The organism is Thalassospira lucentensis MCCC 1A00383 = DSM 14000 (assembly GCF_000421265.1).
Lineage (GTDB): Bacteria > Pseudomonadota > Alphaproteobacteria > Rhodospirillales > Thalassospiraceae > Thalassospira > Thalassospira lucentensis.
The window spans coordinates 204,804-221,859 of the sequence record NZ_ATWN01000002.1; the positions used below are offsets into that span (position 1 = coordinate 204,804).

Annotated in this window: 15 protein-coding genes; 3 read left to right on the plus strand and 12 right to left on the minus strand. The window is 52.9% G+C overall.

The genetic code is table 11. From position 1 onward, the window contains the following. Window positions 1–38: 38 nt before the first annotated feature. Entirely contained in the window at window positions 39–254 is a 216-nt protein-coding gene (locus K355_RS0105050) for a hypothetical protein (RefSeq protein ID WP_147250361.1), read from the plus strand. Between the two features lie 61 nt (window positions 255–315). Here K355_RS0105050 and K355_RS0105055 read toward each other — a convergent pair whose 3' ends face one another. From K355_RS0105055 to K355_RS0105100, 10 genes are all read right to left on the minus strand, one after another. Then, window positions 316–1,035: a tetratricopeptide repeat protein gene (locus K355_RS0105055; RefSeq protein ID WP_022731026.1), complete on the minus strand. Its 720-nt coding sequence runs from the start codon at window positions 1,033–1,035 to the stop codon at window positions 316–318. Between the two features lie 49 nt (window positions 1,036–1,084). Next, complete coding sequence (locus K355_RS0105060; protein WP_022731027.1) at window positions 1,085–1,585, minus strand: cytochrome c-type biogenesis protein; 501 nt, start codon at window positions 1,583–1,585, stop codon at window positions 1,085–1,087. Next, window positions 1,582–2,118 (minus strand): DsbE family thiol:disulfide interchange protein, encoded by a 537-nt coding sequence (locus K355_RS0105065; RefSeq protein ID WP_022731028.1) that lies wholly within the window; start codon window positions 2,116–2,118, stop codon window positions 1,582–1,584. The genes K355_RS0105060 and K355_RS0105065 overlap by 4 nt, the downstream gene beginning before the upstream one ends. After that, entirely contained in the window at window positions 2,115–4,229 is a 2,115-nt protein-coding gene (locus K355_RS0105070; protein ID WP_022731029.1) for a heme lyase CcmF/NrfE family subunit, read from the minus strand. The genes K355_RS0105065 and K355_RS0105070 overlap by 4 nt, the downstream gene beginning before the upstream one ends. Before the next feature lie 139 nt (window positions 4,230–4,368). After that, entirely contained in the window at window positions 4,369–4,857 is a 489-nt protein-coding gene (gene ccmE, locus K355_RS0105075) for a cytochrome c maturation protein CcmE (RefSeq protein ID WP_022731030.1), read from the minus strand. 13 nt (window positions 4,858–4,870) lie between these two features. Beyond that, entirely contained in the window at window positions 4,871–5,068 is a 198-nt protein-coding gene (gene ccmD, locus K355_RS0105080; RefSeq protein WP_022731031.1) for a heme exporter protein CcmD, read from the minus strand. Continuing rightward, window positions 5,065–5,841, minus strand: a complete 777-nt coding sequence (locus K355_RS0105085) for a heme ABC transporter permease (RefSeq protein WP_022731032.1) — start codon at window positions 5,839–5,841, stop codon at window positions 5,065–5,067. The genes ccmD and K355_RS0105085 overlap by 4 nt, the downstream gene beginning before the upstream one ends. Window positions 5,842–5,897: 56 nt before the next feature. After that, complete coding sequence (gene ccmB, locus K355_RS0105090) at window positions 5,898–6,563, minus strand: heme exporter protein CcmB (RefSeq protein WP_022731033.1); 666 nt, start codon at window positions 6,561–6,563, stop codon at window positions 5,898–5,900. Beyond that, a complete protein-coding gene (gene ccmA, locus K355_RS0105095) occupies window positions 6,560–7,264 on the minus strand; it encodes a heme ABC exporter ATP-binding protein CcmA (protein ID WP_022731034.1) in 705 nt (234 codons plus the stop codon). The genes ccmB and ccmA overlap by 4 nt, the downstream gene beginning before the upstream one ends. Before the next feature lie 263 nt (window positions 7,265–7,527). Then, on the minus strand, window positions 7,528–8,271 hold the full coding sequence (locus K355_RS0105100) for a DUF1223 domain-containing protein (RefSeq protein ID WP_022731035.1): 744 nt from the start codon (window positions 8,269–8,271) through the stop codon (window positions 7,528–7,530). A gap of 277 nt (window positions 8,272–8,548) precedes the next feature. Here K355_RS0105100 and K355_RS0105110 point away from each other — a divergent pair, with 277 nt between their 5' ends. Then, window positions 8,549–9,889, plus strand: coding sequence for a sodium-dependent transporter (locus K355_RS0105110; protein WP_022731036.1), 1,341 nt, complete (start codon window positions 8,549–8,551; stop codon window positions 9,887–9,889). Window positions 9,890–9,953: 64 nt separating this feature from the next. Here K355_RS0105110 and K355_RS0105115 read toward each other — a convergent pair whose 3' ends face one another. Both K355_RS0105115 and acnA read right to left on the minus strand, forming a co-directional pair. Beyond that, complete coding sequence (locus tag K355_RS0105115; protein ID WP_028791348.1) at window positions 9,954–12,509, minus strand: EAL domain-containing protein; 2,556 nt, start codon at window positions 12,507–12,509, stop codon at window positions 9,954–9,956. A gap of 217 nt (window positions 12,510–12,726) precedes the next feature. Further along, a complete protein-coding gene (acnA, locus tag K355_RS0105120) occupies window positions 12,727–15,414 on the minus strand; it encodes an aconitate hydratase AcnA (RefSeq protein ID WP_022731038.1) in 2,688 nt (895 codons plus the stop codon). A gap of 831 nt (window positions 15,415–16,245) precedes the next feature. On the opposite strand from acnA, the gene K355_RS0105125 reads away from it, so the two are divergent. Next, window positions 16,246–17,055 (plus strand): ABC transporter ATP-binding protein, encoded by an 810-nt coding sequence (locus tag K355_RS0105125; RefSeq protein WP_022731039.1) that lies wholly within the window; start codon window positions 16,246–16,248, stop codon window positions 17,053–17,055. The last annotated feature ends 1 nt before the right edge of the window (window position 17,056 follow it).

Consider the following 17,056-nt stretch of genomic DNA (forward strand, 5'->3'; position numbering starts at 1 on the left):
CTGGTTCGGATGGTTCGCATAGAACGGATCGGGGAACCGTGCTTGACCGGATTCCCATGCCGCCGATGAGCGGTGAAGAAGCCCTTCGCCGGTTTGATGAGCAACGGTCTTCTGATCAGGAATATGGCACGCGCGTGACACCTCAAAGTGAGCTGTCGCAACTTCATCCCGTCATGCGTCTGTTGGCGCTTATTGGCACATTGGGATTGATAGTCGGCGTGTTGATCGGTGTTTTGTATCTGATTGGGCGTTGAGAAGCGCTTGATCTAAAGCGGTTGGGGCGTACGGGCTGCATCAACACCCTGCCGAATGAAGCTATTCAGCCTCAACCTTTTGATCGACTTTTTTCTGAAGCGCTTTGATCTCGCTCTCTGTGGCATTGCCCAGCGGATCATCCTTGGGGATGTCACGATGAAGATCGCTTAGGACGCGTAGCGCCTGTTCGGATTTGTCATCCTGTTTAAGCATCATGCCATAGTAGTAGCGCGCCAGAAGATGGTTAGGCATCTGCCCAAGGGCATGCAGTACCAGATCGCGTGATGTGCTATCGATCTCGCCGTTTTGCGCGGTAATGCGGGTGTCGGCATATTCAATCGCCAGAAGTGGATTATGCCCCGAAAGGGCATATGCCCGGGCAAAGGCTGCAACTGCGCGTTCGACATTCCCCAGACGCAGCGATCCACGTGCCAGAACGATCCAGCCTTGCAAGTTACGTGGATTAACTTCTAACGAGAGGACGATCTGGTTGAGCAGTTTTCGAATTTGCTGATCGGTTTTGTAGTTCGGATCGGTTACATTACCTGCCGCGGCCGCAGCAGCAGCCAAATTGCGTTCGCCGTCGCGATCAGCATATGGTTGTGCGGGGAGGGTCGGGTTGCCCAAAAATATGTATAGGCCCATGGCACCAATCACCGGCACAACCGCGACGCCCACGCGTCCAAGCGACCGTTTGGGTTGGTCATCTGTTTTGGGCACGCTGACATAGATCACAAAGCTGACCATACATGCCAGAACAAGTAAGCCAAGCCAGATCACAGACGACCTCCGATGGACATTTTAGGATGTACCAGACAGAAAGGTCGCATCATTTCGAGCCGTCTTTTTGTGCTGTTTCGAGGATTTCATTCAGGCGCGTTTGTTCGTCCTTGGACAGTTTATCTGGTTTGGCACCGGCTTCGCGCTGTTTACGGCGATAGAAGGCGGCAACCGCAATCAATGCAAGGATTGCCAGCACAACCGGACTTGCCCACAAAACATATGTTTCGGGTTTAAGCGGCGGGTTCAGCAAGACATAGTCGCCGTACCTTGCAACGATGTAATCGATGACTTGCTGATCTGTATCACCGGCAACCAATCGTTCGCGGACAAGAACACGTAGATCGCGCGCCAGTTCGGCGTCGGAATCGTCAATTGACTGGTTCTGACAGACAAGGCACCGCAGTTCCTGACTGATGTCGCGCGCCCGTTCTTCGAGAACAGTGTTAGACAACATCTCATCGGGATTGACGGCATGAGCCGGGCTGCTGAGCAGCAAGGGAACGACAAGCCCGATGACGCCGAGTAATATCAGGAAAGGTCTGTTCATCCTTTTAACTCCGCGATTTTCGGCAGCAGAACTTTTTCAAGAACTTCTGAGGTGACCGGGCCAATGTGCTTGTATTTGATTTGTCCCTGCCCATCGATAATGAAGGTCTCAGGAACTCCGTAAACCCCAAAATCAATGCCGGTGCGACCCGATAAGTCCATGCCGACAGCCTGATAGGGATTGCCAAGTTCTTCAAGCCACTTAACCCCGTCCTGCGGGTCTTTTTCCTTATAGTTCAGTCCAAAGACCGGAACGTCTGCTTCGCTTGATAGTCGTTGGATCATTGGATGTTCCGCCCGACACGGGATGCACCAGCTGGCAAAGACGTTCAGCACGGAAACTTTGCCTTTGGTAAGATCGGCGCGTGACAGGCCCTTATCGGCACCCGGTAACGGCGGCAGCGAGAAATCAGGGGCTGGTTTGTCAATCAGGACAGACGGAACAACCGAAGAATCCTTGTCGATATTGATCAGGAATATTCCGGCCAATGCCGCAAACAAAACCAGCGGGATCACAGCAAGCGAGAATCTCATGAAGCGGGAACTCCGTTCTTCCGAATGCGCAGGAACATGCGCGTCAGGATGCTGATACTGCCACCAATCAACATCAAAATCATGCCAGTCCAAACCCACGGCATCATGGGCAAAAAGCGTACCGTTACAATGCGCCCGCCGTCTTCGGAACGGTCGCCAACCGAGACATGGACGTCGCCGTCACGTCCATGAAAAATGTCGGCTTCGCGGGTTTCCGTTCCCCGGATCGGGTAGTAGCGGATTTCAGGAAACAGTTCGGCCACCGGCAGGGAATGACGATAGAGGATAAAGGTTGCCTGACGCGTGGCATAGTTTTCACCCGCAAGCAGGGCAACGCCTTCGTATTGCAGGTTATAGGGGCCAACCTCAATGCTTTGCCCCGCACGGGCTGACAACACAACCTGTTCTTCCCAGACGGCACTGGCCGACCCGCCGGCAATCAGAATGGCAAGGCCGATATGGGCCAGTGTCATGCTGATATAACGCGGACCAAGAAGCTGCAGATTGCGGTATTTGCTTTCGCCGTGATCGGGTTGATGCCACAGGCGTGCCCAAAGGTCACTTAAGGCCGCAGCCAGTATCCAGCCAGCAAGGCCGATGCCAATTAACGGCAAAGGTGAAAGATCGATAAAGCGGATCGACACAAACAGCACAATGATGAGCGAAAGCATGACGGCGAGCTTCATCCGTCGTCCGATCAACCACAATTCATCCTGCCGCCAGCGCAAAACGGGGGCAAACCCCATGATGAACATAAGCGGTAAGACAACCGGTAAAAGAGCTTCGACGTAGAAGGGCGCACCGACGGTAATGTTCTCACCGTCAACCCAGCGCAGGACGAGCGGATAGATCGTCCCAATCAGAATGACAGCAGCAATCAGCGACAGTGTGACGCTGTTCAGGAACATGCCACTTTCGCGCGATACAAAGCCAAAAGCCTTTTGCTCGGCCATGCGATCGGCTTGCCGCCAGAACAGAAAATAGGCTGCACTGAACAATAGACAGAAACCAACCAGCAAAGCGGTACTATCTGCTGACTGCGACAGTGTTTCGGTCAACGGACCCAAAAGGTCCGAGCGGCTCAGGTAAACCCCGAACCATCCAACAGCGAACGCAGACACGCCAAGGAAGGCTGTCCAGCTTTTTAAAGTGTCGGTCTTTTCAAGCACAGCCCGGCAATGGACAAGTGCGGTGGTCAGAAGCCAGGGGATCAGAAGACTGTTTTCAGCTGTATCCCAATACCACCAATTCCCCCATGCCTGCTGGCTATAGGATCGGTAGGCGTTGATCGCGATTGCCAGGCCAAGAAACAACCATGTGCCAATCACCCACGGGCGCAGTGTTTCGGCAAAGCTGCGATCAATTTTATGGGTTAGAAGCCCGGCAATACTCACAGTGAAAATAACGGTTAATCCGGCCAGACCAAGATAAAGAACCGGTTCACGCAAGATGCGTAAAACATCCTGACTTTGCGGGCTCATACCACGGCCATCCAACGGTGCGACAGCGACCCGCAAAAACGGATCAGCATCAATCAAGGTCACAAGGGCGAGGAGCGCTATGACAAGCCCAAGGATTGAAAGCGCGTTGGCGATAAAAAGAGTATCGCTGCTGGCAGTGGTCAGCGTGTGTGATGCCCGGCGAAAAACCTGCAGGGCAAAGACATTATTTGCCAGTGCGGTTGCCAGCACCCAAAGCAACATCGCCCCGCCATCGGGGGTGAAGGCAGCACCAACCCGAAACAGCAAGGGGGTGGAAGAATGGCTGACATCGGCAACAATCGGCAGGCTGAAGTCACTGACAACAAACGCATGGATCAGTGCCGCCTGCGACAGGATACCCAAGGCCAGAATAATCAGCGGCAGGGCAATCAGATTGTTGGGAAACGGGGTTGGAAGTGCTGACGAATGAGGTGTGGTATCGGGTTCGTGGACGTCAGACAGTGCTTCGTTCCCAGAATTTCCTGAAACGGCTGTGACGGTTTTGGTCCCGAATGACAAGGATGCAACAATTCTGCCTGCGTGCAGCCTAAGGGGGCTAAACAGCAGGGCCTGGCTGAAGCCGGCCACCAGAATCAGAAGCAGGGCAAAATGTCCGAACTCTGCAAGCATCTGCGGTTAAGGCTTCCCCGAATTTGATTTGCAACCACCGTGGTTCTGCCCGCCCGCAATGAATTGATTTGCGGGTGTGATGATGGGTGCAATGTTTTCCTTATGCACGAAGCAGGATTTTATGATGGCAGAATGTGGCTTAATTGCGCATTTTCTTTGCGTTCTTTGCTTCGATCTCTTCCCAGTATCCGCTTTTTTTAAGGGATTCTGCAACCTCTGGCGGCATATAGTTTTCATCATGCTTTGCAAGGACCTCTGACGCGACAAACATTCCGTTGGCGTTCATGTGTCCTTCGGCAACAATGCCCTGACCTTCACGGAAAAGATCGGGCAGGATGCCGCTATAGGCAACGGTTACCGACTGCGCCATATCGGTGACGACAAAGGCAATGGTTTTGCCATCCTGAAGTTTGGTGACAGTGCCTTCTTCGACCAATCCACCGATCCGTAAACGCTGATCCGGGTCAATTGGTGATTTTTCGACAATTTCGGACGGGCTGAAGAAGAACACAACAGAATCTTCAAACGCCGTCAGCGCAAGGGCCGCTGCCCCGGCAACGGCAAGCAGCACGGCACCGATGATATACATCCGCTGGCGTTTGCGGGACTTAGCGCGGGAAAGGGACACGTTTGATCTCCGATCAGGTTGCCTTGCGGCTTTTTCTGTTACGACGCTGGCGTTTCGTGTGCAGCACCGTTTCAAGTTGGTCAAGTTCACGGCGGCTATTGCGTAATCCACGCAAGGTGGCAAGCAGGAGCACAATCATCGCAATCGCAGTGACACCATAACTTGACCAGATATAGCTGCCATATCCCCCCATCGAGAAGAACTCACTCATTGGCTTGTCTCCGCGTTGTGACCCGGATCATAGGGTTCTGCGTCTTGGGCATTGTCATCAAACATGCCGCTTAGATGCAGGGCGCGAATGCGCCGCTCGTTAAGCTCCAGCCGGACACGTAAAATGAGAACCACGAAATAATATCCGGTAAACCCAAGGATCATCAAAGCCAGTGGCAATTGCATGCTTGGATCAACGGCCGGTCCATCCATACGCACAATCGATGCTGGTTGATGCAAGGTGTTCCACCAATCGACCGAAAATTTGACAATTGGCACATTGACCGCCCCAACCAATGCCAGTGCCGATCCGGCCTTTGAGCCACGATCAGGATCATCAAAGGCATTCACAAGGGCGATATAGCCAAGATACAGGAACAACAAGATCAGCATGGATGTCAGACGCGCATCCCAAACCCACCATGTGCCCCACATCGGTTCCCCCCATAACGACCCGGTGATCAGGCACAAGGCGGTAAAGGTGGCGCCAATTGGTGCGGTGGCACGCGCGCAAATATCGGCAAGCGGATGTTTCCAGATCAGGCTCATCGCGCCACAAATGGCCATCCCGACATAGCAAAAAAGCCCCATCCATGCCGACGGCACATGCAGATACATGATCCGGACGGTATCGCCCTGCTGATAATCAATGGGTGATGCAAACAGGGCAAAATAAAGCCCCGCAGCAATCAAAATTGCCGTCGCACCCGCCAACCACGGCAGGATTGGCGCTGTTAGTTTTAAGAACACACTTGGTTTGGCGAAGCGATGCATTTTCTCTTGTCCGATGTGCGGGGTGTACCGCAGAAGTCGTTTTTTTGGTTTTGCGGTTATTCCATAGCCTGACGCAGGGCATGTGCGGTGGCAAATGGTGTTGCTGCAAGTGCAAGCAATAATATTGCGCCCATTATTTGTAACTGTGCCGTTGCCGACATTCCAAGCAAAGCAGCCTCAACCGCACCGGCCCCAAAAATCAGGATGGGAATATAAAGCGGTAAAACCAGCAAGGATACCAAGACCCCGCCGCGTCGTGCGCCCAATATCAGGGCTGCGCCAATCGCGCCGATTAAACTAAGGGCCGGTGTGCCCAGCAACATTGCGATCATCAGGACGACAAAGCCGTCTGTGTCCATGTTCAACATCACTGCCATCAAGGGGGCTGCGACAATCAAAGGCAGTCCGGTGGTCAGCCAATGGGCAACAACCTTGCCCAAGACAACAACCTCCAGCGAGACCGGCGACAATGTCAGCAGTTCTAATGTGCCATCCTCATAATCGGTTTGAAAAACCCGTTCGAGCGATAACATCGCAGCCAACAGGGCAGAAACCCAAATGACACCCGAAGCAATGCGCGCAAGAATGTTGGCTTCCGGGCCGACACCGAATGGAAACAACGTGGTGGTGACGATGAAAAACGCGACCACCATAACGGAATCCGCCCCCTGACGCATGGCAAGCTGCAAATCACGCCGCAATATTGCTGTAAATCCGTTCATTGCGCCGCCCTTTTGGGATCAGATCGCATACCATCGTCAGCCGGGGCATCGTGATCTTTGAGCCACTCAATCATCGGGATGGCAAATTCATCAATATCAAGGAGGACCGGTTCTTTGACCGCCAGATCAATGTGGGTGGAATAAATCACAATGCCACCCTTGGCACGGAAGTCGGCAATCAGATGGGCAAGTTCATTGCTGCTTTCGCGGTCAAGGCCAACGGTTGGCTCATCAAGAAGCCATAAATCAGCGTGGCCGATCAGAATACGGGCAAGAGCTGTGCGGCGTTTCTGGCCACTTGAAAGATAGCGGCCTGCCGTACGTGAAAGATGATGAATATCAAGGGCATGCAGGGCGGTGTCGATCTCGCGGTCAATATCATCCACACCGCGCAATTGCCCCCAAAGGTGCAAGTTGTCGCGCACGGACAATACGGGCTTAATCGCGTCCTGATGGCCTAGATACTGCAAGCGGGCATGATGGGCGATACGGTCACTATGGATGGGTTCATTATTCCAGGTGATCTGGCCTGAACGTGGTATAAGAAGCCCCGCCATCAGGCGCAACAGGCTTGATTTTCCAGCACCATTACGTCCGCGCAGCATGATCGCGTCACCGGGATTGGCGGCAAAGGAAAGCTTGCCAAAAACCAGTCGCTCACCACGAAGGCAGGTCAGATCAGAACCACTAAAAACTGCCATATAACCCGTTCTATTGTCGGAAGTCGCATCGCATCACGTCATTCTATAACGCGTTAGGGCGTAATGTTCATGCTTTAACCGACATTGACGGCAATGACATTGTTTCAAATCAATCGAAAAGACAGTTGTGTTTGAGGGGATTGAGACTCTTGAGCAGGACATCAAGCGGTGTACCACAGACGGGGAAGCACATTCCAATCGTGGGATTGGGTAATTTACCGGTGTTTAGGGTGCGTTGGGTGTGGTCGCCAAATTGCGCGATGTCAGAATCGCACCATCGAGGCCGCGATGATGGGCCCACCAAGCCCTTGTTGCACCAGAAGGGCAACGCCGCCGTCACCAGCCGTTTTCATGGCAAAGGTGCGTTCATCCGCCGAACCGTTCCAGGTTCCCAGATCGATCATTTCACGTACGACATTGGCGTGCACCAAACGTTTGCCGGCATTTTCGCCAGATCGAACATCACGGGCATGTTCACGGTCAAACCCGACCAACCACAGCTTGAGGCTTGATGTGCGCTCAGACGTGCTCAAGGATTGCAGGGTTATGGTGCCGGTTGCAGGTTGCTGTTGTTCGTGATTTTCGACCAGTAAGGTGGCAACATCGTACAGTGGTTCTGCGCTGTTGCTGGTGTCACCGATTCGCTGCTTTTGGGTGGCGCGAACGACATGTTCCCCATTGATGATAGCTTGCGGCGTATAGACGTATCTTTCGCGCATATGCTGGGCATATTCACGTTGGCGTTCGCTAAACATGCTGTCGGAAAACGGGTCGGTCCAGCCAAGATAGTTCCAGTAATCGACATGGTACGACAGCACCAGAAGATCGCTACGTTCCTGATTTAACTCATAAAGAACACGGTCGGCTGGCGGGCAGGAGCTGCACCCTTCCGAGGTGTAAAGCTCGACAACGGCGCGCGGGGTAATGCTTTCGCTGGCCATCAGGGGGGTGGAAAACCCGACAATGGCAAGTGTAAGCGCAAATATGAGGGGGCGAGTGTGTTTCATGAGCCTGATGATGCCCCAAAAGCGGCATCAAGCCCTAATCACAAGACCTTGAAAGCCGTTTGAAGGGGTTTGAGACAGATTTTTGCGCTTTTGGGTGGAATTTCGAAAGGAGATTTCCAAAGATTGATGCTATCAGCTGCGGATCAATCGGGACCATTGCGGATGCATGGTTACGTCGTGAGGCGGGGAAATCGCCTTTACGTTAAAAATCAGGAATCGGTCTGTCGGCGGGAGCATCATTCCGGCAAGATCGGTCCGAAACAAGGTTTGCAGGTACATGATTAAACGTGAACACTGGGGCTCTCGCCTTGGATTTATTCTGGCTGCTGCGGGGTCAGCTGTCGGACTTGGGAACATCTGGAAGTTCCCGTATATGGCAGGTGCCAATGGTGGCGGCGCCTTTCTGGTGATCTATCTTGGGCTGGTCTTTACGATTGGCCTTTCGGTCATGCTGGCTGAATTTGTTATTGGCCGCATGTCAGAAAAGAATGCAATTGGCGCATTTGCCAAACTCAAGGGCGGGCTGTGGCCGATCATTGGTGTGTTTGGTGTGGCCGCGGCCTTTATCATTCTGTCGTTCTACAGCGTTGTCGCTGGCTGGACGATTTCCTACATGATCAAATCTGTGACCGGCGCACTAGCGGTCGAAGACCCGGCGGCACTTGGCGACATTTTTGGTACCTTTATTGCTGATACGACTTCACCGCTGATTTTCCATGCGGTCTTTATGGCCTTGACCGTCTTTGTTGTTTTGGCCGGTGTTGGCGGCGGTATTGAACGTGCATCAAAAATCCTGATGCCGGCATTGTTTGCGTTGCTGATTGTATTGATCGTGCGTTCGGTGACGTTGCCGGGTAGCATGGAAGGTGTTGCGTTTTTGCTGTCGCCGGACTTCTCAAAAGTTACATGGTCGACGGTTTCCGATGCATTGTCGCAGGCCTTCTTCTCACTCTCGCTTGGTATGGGGGCGATGATCACGTATGGGTCGTACCTGTCAAAGAAGGAAAATCTGCCGGGATCGGCAGGGTGGGTAACACTGCTTGATTCTACGGTTGCGGTGATGGCGGGTCTTTTGATTCTGCCGGCTGTTTTTGCATTTGGCTTTGATCCGAGTGCCGGTCCGGGGCTTACCTTCATCACGCTACCGGCTGTGTTTGCGCAGATGCCTTTTGGCGCGTTCTTTGCCTTCCTGTTCTTCCTGCTTTTGGCAATCGCGGCACTGACATCAGCGGTTTCGATCCTTGAAGTGGTCGTTGCCTATTTTGTTGATGACCGTGGGGTCAGCCGTAAATCAGCAGCCGTCATCATCGGGTTTGTGATTTTCCTGCTGGGCATTCCTTCGTCGCTGTCGATGGGTGTGATGGGAGATGTGAAAATCATTGCGGGCAAGAACTTCTTTGATCTGATGGACTTCATCAGTTCAAGCCTGCTTCTGCCAATTGGCGGCCTGTTTATTTCGCTGTTTGTCGGCTGGGTTGTCTGGGGCAAGGCACAGGAAGAAATTGCGGCGCATAATGGCGTCATTCCAATATGGGTCGGCGCATGGGGTGTGATTGTCAAATTCATCGCACCGATTGCAATTGCCTTCATCCTGCTCAAGGGACTTGGTGTTTTCTAAGCCAAAGAAACCTGGATATCGGTGATCTTTTTGAAAAGGGCGGGGTAATCCCGCCCTTTTCGATCTACGGTGCCAAGGAGTGCTGATTTTTGGCCAATGCACTGATGTCTTCCGCCGACATCGGCTTGCCCAGAAGGTACCCCTGGATCAAGTCGCAGCCTGCATTGCGCAGGAATGACAACTGGTGATGGTTTTCCACACCTTCTGCAACGCAGGTCTTATCAAGGTTCTTGGCCATATTGATGATGGTGAGTGCCAGTGCCTGACCGTCTTTGCCATCATCAATATCAAGGACAAAGCTGCGATCAAGTTTGATGCTGTCAAAAGGCAGGCTTCGCAGATAGCTCAGACTTGAAAATCCAGTGCCGAAATCATCGAGCGAAATCTTGACGCCAAGGTCGTGAACGCGTTGCAGTTTGGCGCGCATATCGTCGATGTTGCGCATGAACAGGCTTTCGGTGATCTCTATTTCAAGACGGTTTGCCGCAAGCCCCTTATCAAGCAAGATGGCGCGTAGCTGTTCGGCAAAATCAACTGTGCCATAGAATTGCTGCACCGATACATTGACGGCAAGCCGCAGATTCAGCAGTCCTTGTTTCCGCCAGTTGACCAGTTGGCGGCAGGCTGTTCGCATGACCCAGCGTCCCAATTCACCGATGACACCGATCTCTTCGGCGATTGGAATGAAGGTGGAGGGCGGAATGATTGTGCTGTCTGACGTCGTCCATCTTAGCAGGGCTTCAACGCCACAAAGTTCTTGGGAGTAGGCATCAAATTGTGGCTGATAGGCCAGATAAAATTCCTGATTGTCGAGTGCGTGGCGCAAGGCCGTTTCCAAGGCAAGGGCTTCGCCTTTTTGGGCGTGCAGACCACGGCTGTATCGGCTGACACGGTTGCGTCCCTGTTCCTTGGCCTGCATCATTGCCAGTTCTGCATTACGCAGCAAAGTACTGGTGTCGTTGGCGTCTTCGGGGAAGCAGGCAATGCCGATGCTTGCTGAAAGATAAAGATCAGTTCCCTTTCGGGTCAGGTGCGGTTCGCCCAACCGACCAAGCAGACGTTCCGACAGCATGCGTGCTTCGTTGGCTGTATCGATATTAGGTAAGATGGCGGCGTATTCATCTGCGCCGACCCGCGCGACAACAGCATCCGGACCAAGTTCGCGACCGATACGGCGTGCAACTTCAATCAGGACATCGTCGCCGTCCGTATGGCCAAGCGCACTGTTGACCCGTTGGAAGTTGTCGATATCAAGCATGATCACGGTCAGGCGCATGCCGTGATGGCGTGAACGGCCGATATGATGTGATAGGAGTTCCGAAAACCGCCGACGGTTTGGCATTCCGGTTAGTTCGTCGGTGTGTGCCAGACGCAGGATATCTTCGCGATTTTTTTCCCGGCCACTGATGTCGGTGAAGATTGATGCATAGTGACTTGTGGTGCCATCTGCATCGCGGATGGCCATGATCGATAACCATTCGGGATAGACTTCGCCCGACTTTCGGCGGTTCCAAATCTCGCCTTCCCATTTTCCCGTGCGCAGAACATCAGTCCAAAGCTTTTTGTAAAAGGCCTTGTTTTGACGCCCCGATTGCAAAAAACGCGGATTTTGGCCGATAACTTCTTCGGCCTGATAACCGGTGACGCGGGTAAAGGCCGGGTTGATGGCCTCTATAGCGCCAAGCGCATTGCACACCATCACACAGTCTGGTGATGTTTCGATAAGTTTGCGCGCCAGCAAGAGCGAACGTCTGGCTTTGGCGCCGTCACTGTTTCTGTCTTCGGTGAGTGTGCGCAGATGTGACAAATAGTCCTGTTCGATGAATTGTAGCAAGTCGGCAAAAGATAAAACGCCGATCACTTCCTTATGACGATTGCGCACGACAAGATGGCGGATTTTGTCACGCAGCATGATGTTACGTGCATCGTTAAGGTTAACGTCGTGCGTGACCATTTTGACGGGACGTGTTGCAATGTCACCAGCTGTTTGTACGTCACGCCCCTCAACCAAATGACGCAAGATATCGCGTTCTGTGATGATGCCGGTTTGCTGCGCGGACGGAATATCCGGGTTGAAGCCCGTGACGATTGCATTGTCGCATTTTTCCACATGCATCTTTAGCCGCAAGTCTTGAACGGGGATCTGCGCATCGACAAAAAGCGTTGAACTTCGAATAGCCGTTTCGACATCGTTGGCACTAAGAGCCTTACTGACCGCAACCTGACGGATAAGGTCTGTTTGGCTGATGATACCTGCCAAATGACCCTGTTCATCGACCGTGATGAGGTGACGGACATTAAGATCACGCATCCGAACAATTGCAGTTTGCTGGCTGGCGTGAACGGAAATGGTGTGGGCCGGGCGCGACATGCGGTTTTCAATTGGGGCGATAAGGGCTGAGTGGCTGTCAGCGGGAAGCGACAGGATGTCTTTTTCGGTGATGATCCCGACGGGCTTGTTCGACCTTACAACCACAATCGAACTGCAGTTGTTGTCTTTCATAAGTGCAACAGCCCGACCCAGAGGCAGGTCAGGGGCGCAGCTTAGGACCTTTTCGGGCGACAGCGTTCCAACGGTCAAAGGATCACTTTGACTGTCATCAAGGTGGGGGCGTGTCATTTGAACCTGCAAATGTGCGTTGTGAACCTTTGGTTGTGGTGTGGTGGCCAACTCAACCATTGTCACTATCTATCAGAGTAGGTGCTTCTGAGAATTGTTCTGGATCAACGCCGCACTGTGGAAGTGTTCTGAAAAGAAAAAAGATATTTCAACGAAAACACCCCGCCGGAAAACCGGCGGGGTGCAAGACGATCAGGCTATTGATTTCAAATTGAAATCAGGCAGCTTTCATCATGTTACGCAGAACGAACTGCAGAATGCCGCCGTTCTGGTAGTAGAGAACTTCGTTCTCTGTATCGATACGGCAGGTGGCGATGCACTCTTCGGTGCTGCCATCTTTGCGCGTGATGCGAACCGTGACGTCCTGAAGCGGGGTAATGCCATCGGCAATGCCCAGTACGTCGAAGGTTTCCGAACCATCCAGTTTATAGGTCTCACGACCTTCACCGTTTTTGAACTGCAGCGGCAGAACGCCCATGCAGACCAGGTTGGTGCGGTGGATACGCTCGAAGCTTTCCGCGATCACAGCTTTGACGCCAAGAAGATTGGTGCCTTTTGCGGCCCAGTCACGTGACGAACCCGTGCCGTATTCTTTACCAGCAACAACTACCAGCGGGGTGCCTTCGGCCTGATAACGCATTGCAACGTCATAGACCCAGCCTTGATCCCCGGATGGATAATGAACCGACACACCACCTTCGGTGCCCGGTGCCATCTCGTTACGGATACGAATGTTGGCAAAGGTGCCGCGCATCATGACTTCGTGGTTACCACGACGTGCGCCGTAAGAGTTGAAGTCGCGAACGGCAACGCCATTGTCCTTGAGGTATTCACCTGCAGGGCTTTCTTCCTTGATCGAACCGGCCGGAGAAATGTGGTCGGTGGTGACAGAGTCGCCGAGGATCAGGAGCGGACGTGCGCCGTGTACTTCGGCAAAGTCACCCGGTTCTTTCGCCATGTTGACGAAGTAAGGCGGGTTCTGGACATAGGTGGAATTGTTGTCCCAGAGGAAGGTTTCGCCTTCGGTGACTTCGATTGCCTGCCAAGGCTTCGGACCGGCAAAGATGTTGTCATAACGATCTTTGTACATCGAAGCCGAGATCGAGGTTGCAATGGTGTCTGCGATCTCTTTGTTGGTTGGCCAGATGTCTTTCATATAGACGTCTTTGCCATTTTTGTCGGTGCCCAGCGGATCGTTGTTCAGATCGATCTTCAGGTTACCAGCAAGGGCATAGGCAACAACCAGCGGCGGTGAGGCAAGGTAGTTTGCCTTGACGTGCGGGCTGATGCGGCCTTCGAAGTTACGGTTGCCAGACAGAACTGCGGTTACCAGCATGTCCTTGTCTTCAATCGCACCGGCAATCGGTGCGGAAAGCGGACCGGAGTTACCAATACAGGTGGTGCAGCCAAAACCAGCAACGTTAAAGCCAAGTTGATCAAGATAATCCTGAAGGCCTGCTTTTTCGAGGTAGTCGGCAACAACCAGCGAGCCCGGTGCGAGCGAGGTTTTTACCCAAGGTTTGCTGGTCAGGCCAAGTTCGACAGCTTTTTTCGCCAGAAGACCAGCTGCAATCAAAACACTCGGGTTCGAGGTGTTGGTGCAGGACGTGATCGCAGCGATAACGACGTTACCGTCTTTCATGTCGAAGTTTTCATTCGAAACCGGAACGGAGCGGTCGGCATCAACACCCGGCGCCATGTCGGCAAAGGTATCTTTGAAGCTCGTCACGGCATCTTTGAGCAGAACACGATCCTGCGGACGCTTTGGACCTGAAAGGGCCGGCTCGACAGTTGAAATGTCAAGTTCAAGCGTTGCGGTGTATTCAGCTTCATGTGCCGGGTCGCCCCACATGCCCTGTTCTTTGGCATATGCTTCAACCAGTGCAATCTGGTCTTCGTCACGGCCGGTCGAACGCATGTAGTTCAGCGTTTCGTCATCGATCGGGAAGAAACCACAAGTCGCACCATATTCCGGAGCCATGTTACCAATGGTCGCACGGTCCGGCAGGCTCATGTTTGCCAGCGCATCGCCATAGAACTCGACGAATTTGCCTACAACGCCTTTTTCACGCAGCATCTGAACGACACGCAGAACAAGGTCAGTTGCGGTGATGCCTTCTTTCATGGAACCGGTCAGCTTAAAGCCGACAACTTCCGGGATCAGCATCGAGATCGGCTGACCGAGCATCGCGGCTTCGGCTTCAAGGCCGCCAACACCCCAACCCAGAACGGCAAGGCCGTTAACCATGGTGGTGTGTGAGTCTGTGCCAACCAGTGTATCAGGATAAGCAACGGTTTTGCCGTCTGCGTCTTCGCCGGTCCAGACGACCTTGGCAAGATGCTCAACGTTCACTTGGTGGCAGATGCCTGCTCCGGGTGGGACGATGCGGAAGTTGTTGAAGGCATTCTGGCCCCAACGCAGGAAGCCATAACGTTCGCCGTTACGTTCGAACTCGACTTCCATGTTTTTGTCGAGCGCGTCGTCGGTACCAAAGAAATCGATCATGACCGAGTGGTCAATGACGAGGTCAACCGGTGAAAGCGGGTTCACCTTCTGGGCGTCGCCGCCCATGTTGACAACGGCATCGCGCATCGCAGCAAGGTCAACAACAGCCGGAACACCCGTGAAGTCCTGCATCAGGACGCGGGCTGGGCGGTAGTTGATCTCATGGCTGCTTTTGCGGGCTTTCAGCCAGTCGACAACAGCTTTGACATCGTCGGTTTTAACCGTGAAATCGTCTTCGTAGCGCAGAAGGTTCTCAAGAACGACCTTCAGCGTGAACGGAAGTTTGGAAACGTCGCCGAATTTTTCGGAAGCAGCTTTCAGGCTGTAATAGTCGAAGGACTTATCCCCGACTTTAAGCGTGCGGCGCGTATTCAGGTTGTCTTTGCCACAAATGGACATCAGACCCTCCTCAAGGTGGTTAAAAGGGCTTGTCGTGACAAGACACCCCGACCGTCGGTGCGCCGAGCGGTGGGCTATCTGTATCTCGTGACGCGGGTCACGGCTACATATGTATGTGCAACGGCGTTACACCACAAATCCCCATGAAAGTCCAGACCCGGAAAAGGGGTATTCGGGAAAACGCCCTGATCGCAGCATATTGGCAAAGCACAACAAGTATTCAAAAACCTATAGTCGATATGTGAGGTGGTCATTCGCCTTTCAATGGTGGAATGAGGAGGCTTCGAGTCTATCTGCTCACTTTACCCTCGGGCCTTGTCATCGCGACGCGATCTCAAGCCGGGTTTTTGACCAGACCGACGAGGCGGACGCACAGCTTAACGATGCGAATCGGGAAGGGGATTATCTTTCACGTAATCGACTTGCGGCAGCTTTTATCCCGACATGCGCCCTAAAATTGTGCGCTGCACGATGGGGAAGATTTTTTGCACTGCAGTGATTTTTCGGCCCATCGGGAGCGAGTAGCGTTGAGATAACGTTACGTAATCAAGGGTAGAAAGATCATCTATGCGACACGCAATTAAATTGTGCGGTGCGAATTTGTAGAAAAGGTTCAATCCCTTGTGGATCATTGCATTGACGCAATATGCTGAAATTGGTACTTAAATGCTTATTAAATGTGTCAGGCCCGGTTTCCGTAAGGTAAGGGTCACATAAAAATCCGACACATCATCAGGGAAACTGAAAAGCGGTTAGCAATATTTACCGACATGAACCGGAAATGCGGTTCTGCGGAATTTGCGGCCCAAGTCAGGGAGGGTAAGCGACGTTATGACGTCACAAGGTCCCATTTTGCAGATTAGCGACGTGTCGCTTGTGTTTGGCGGTGTGCGTGCGCTGAGTGATGTCAGCTTTTCCGTGCAGCCAGGCGAGCTTTTTTCAATTATCGGCCCAAATGGTGCGGGTAAGACGTCGATGCTTAACTGTGTGTCGGGGCGATATGCACCGACCACAGGGTCCGTATCCTTTAACGGGCAGGATGTCACCGGGCTTAAGCCAAATGATCGCGCCGAACTTGGCATTGGTCGAACCTTCCAGAACCTTGCTCTTTTTGGGCATATGAATGTTCTTGATAATATCATGGTCGGGCGGCACCACCTTCTGAAGAACAACTTCATGAACGGCCCACTGTATTGGTTGGGGGGTGCCCAGAAAGAAGAGCTCGAACATCGACGCTTCTGTGAAGACGTGATCGATTTTCTTGAGATTTCCCATATCCGAAAAGCCACGGCTGGCACCCTGTCATATGGGTTGCGCAAGCGTGTCGAGCTCGCACGTGCGGTGGCTCTTCGCCCGGATTTGATCCTTTTGGATGAACCGATGGCGGGCATGAACCTCGAAGAAAAAGAGGACATGGCACGCTTCATCATCGACCTCAACGAAGAATGGGGGATGACGGTGGTGATGATCGAACACGACATGGGGGTGGTGATGGATATCTCCAACCGCGTGATGGTTCTTGATTTTGGTCGCAAGATTGCCGAAGGCGAACCCGACGAAGTGATGGCCAACAAGCACGTCAAGAAAGCCTATCTCGGCGAAGAAGACGATGACACAGACGAAGACGAGCAGGTGGCCTGAG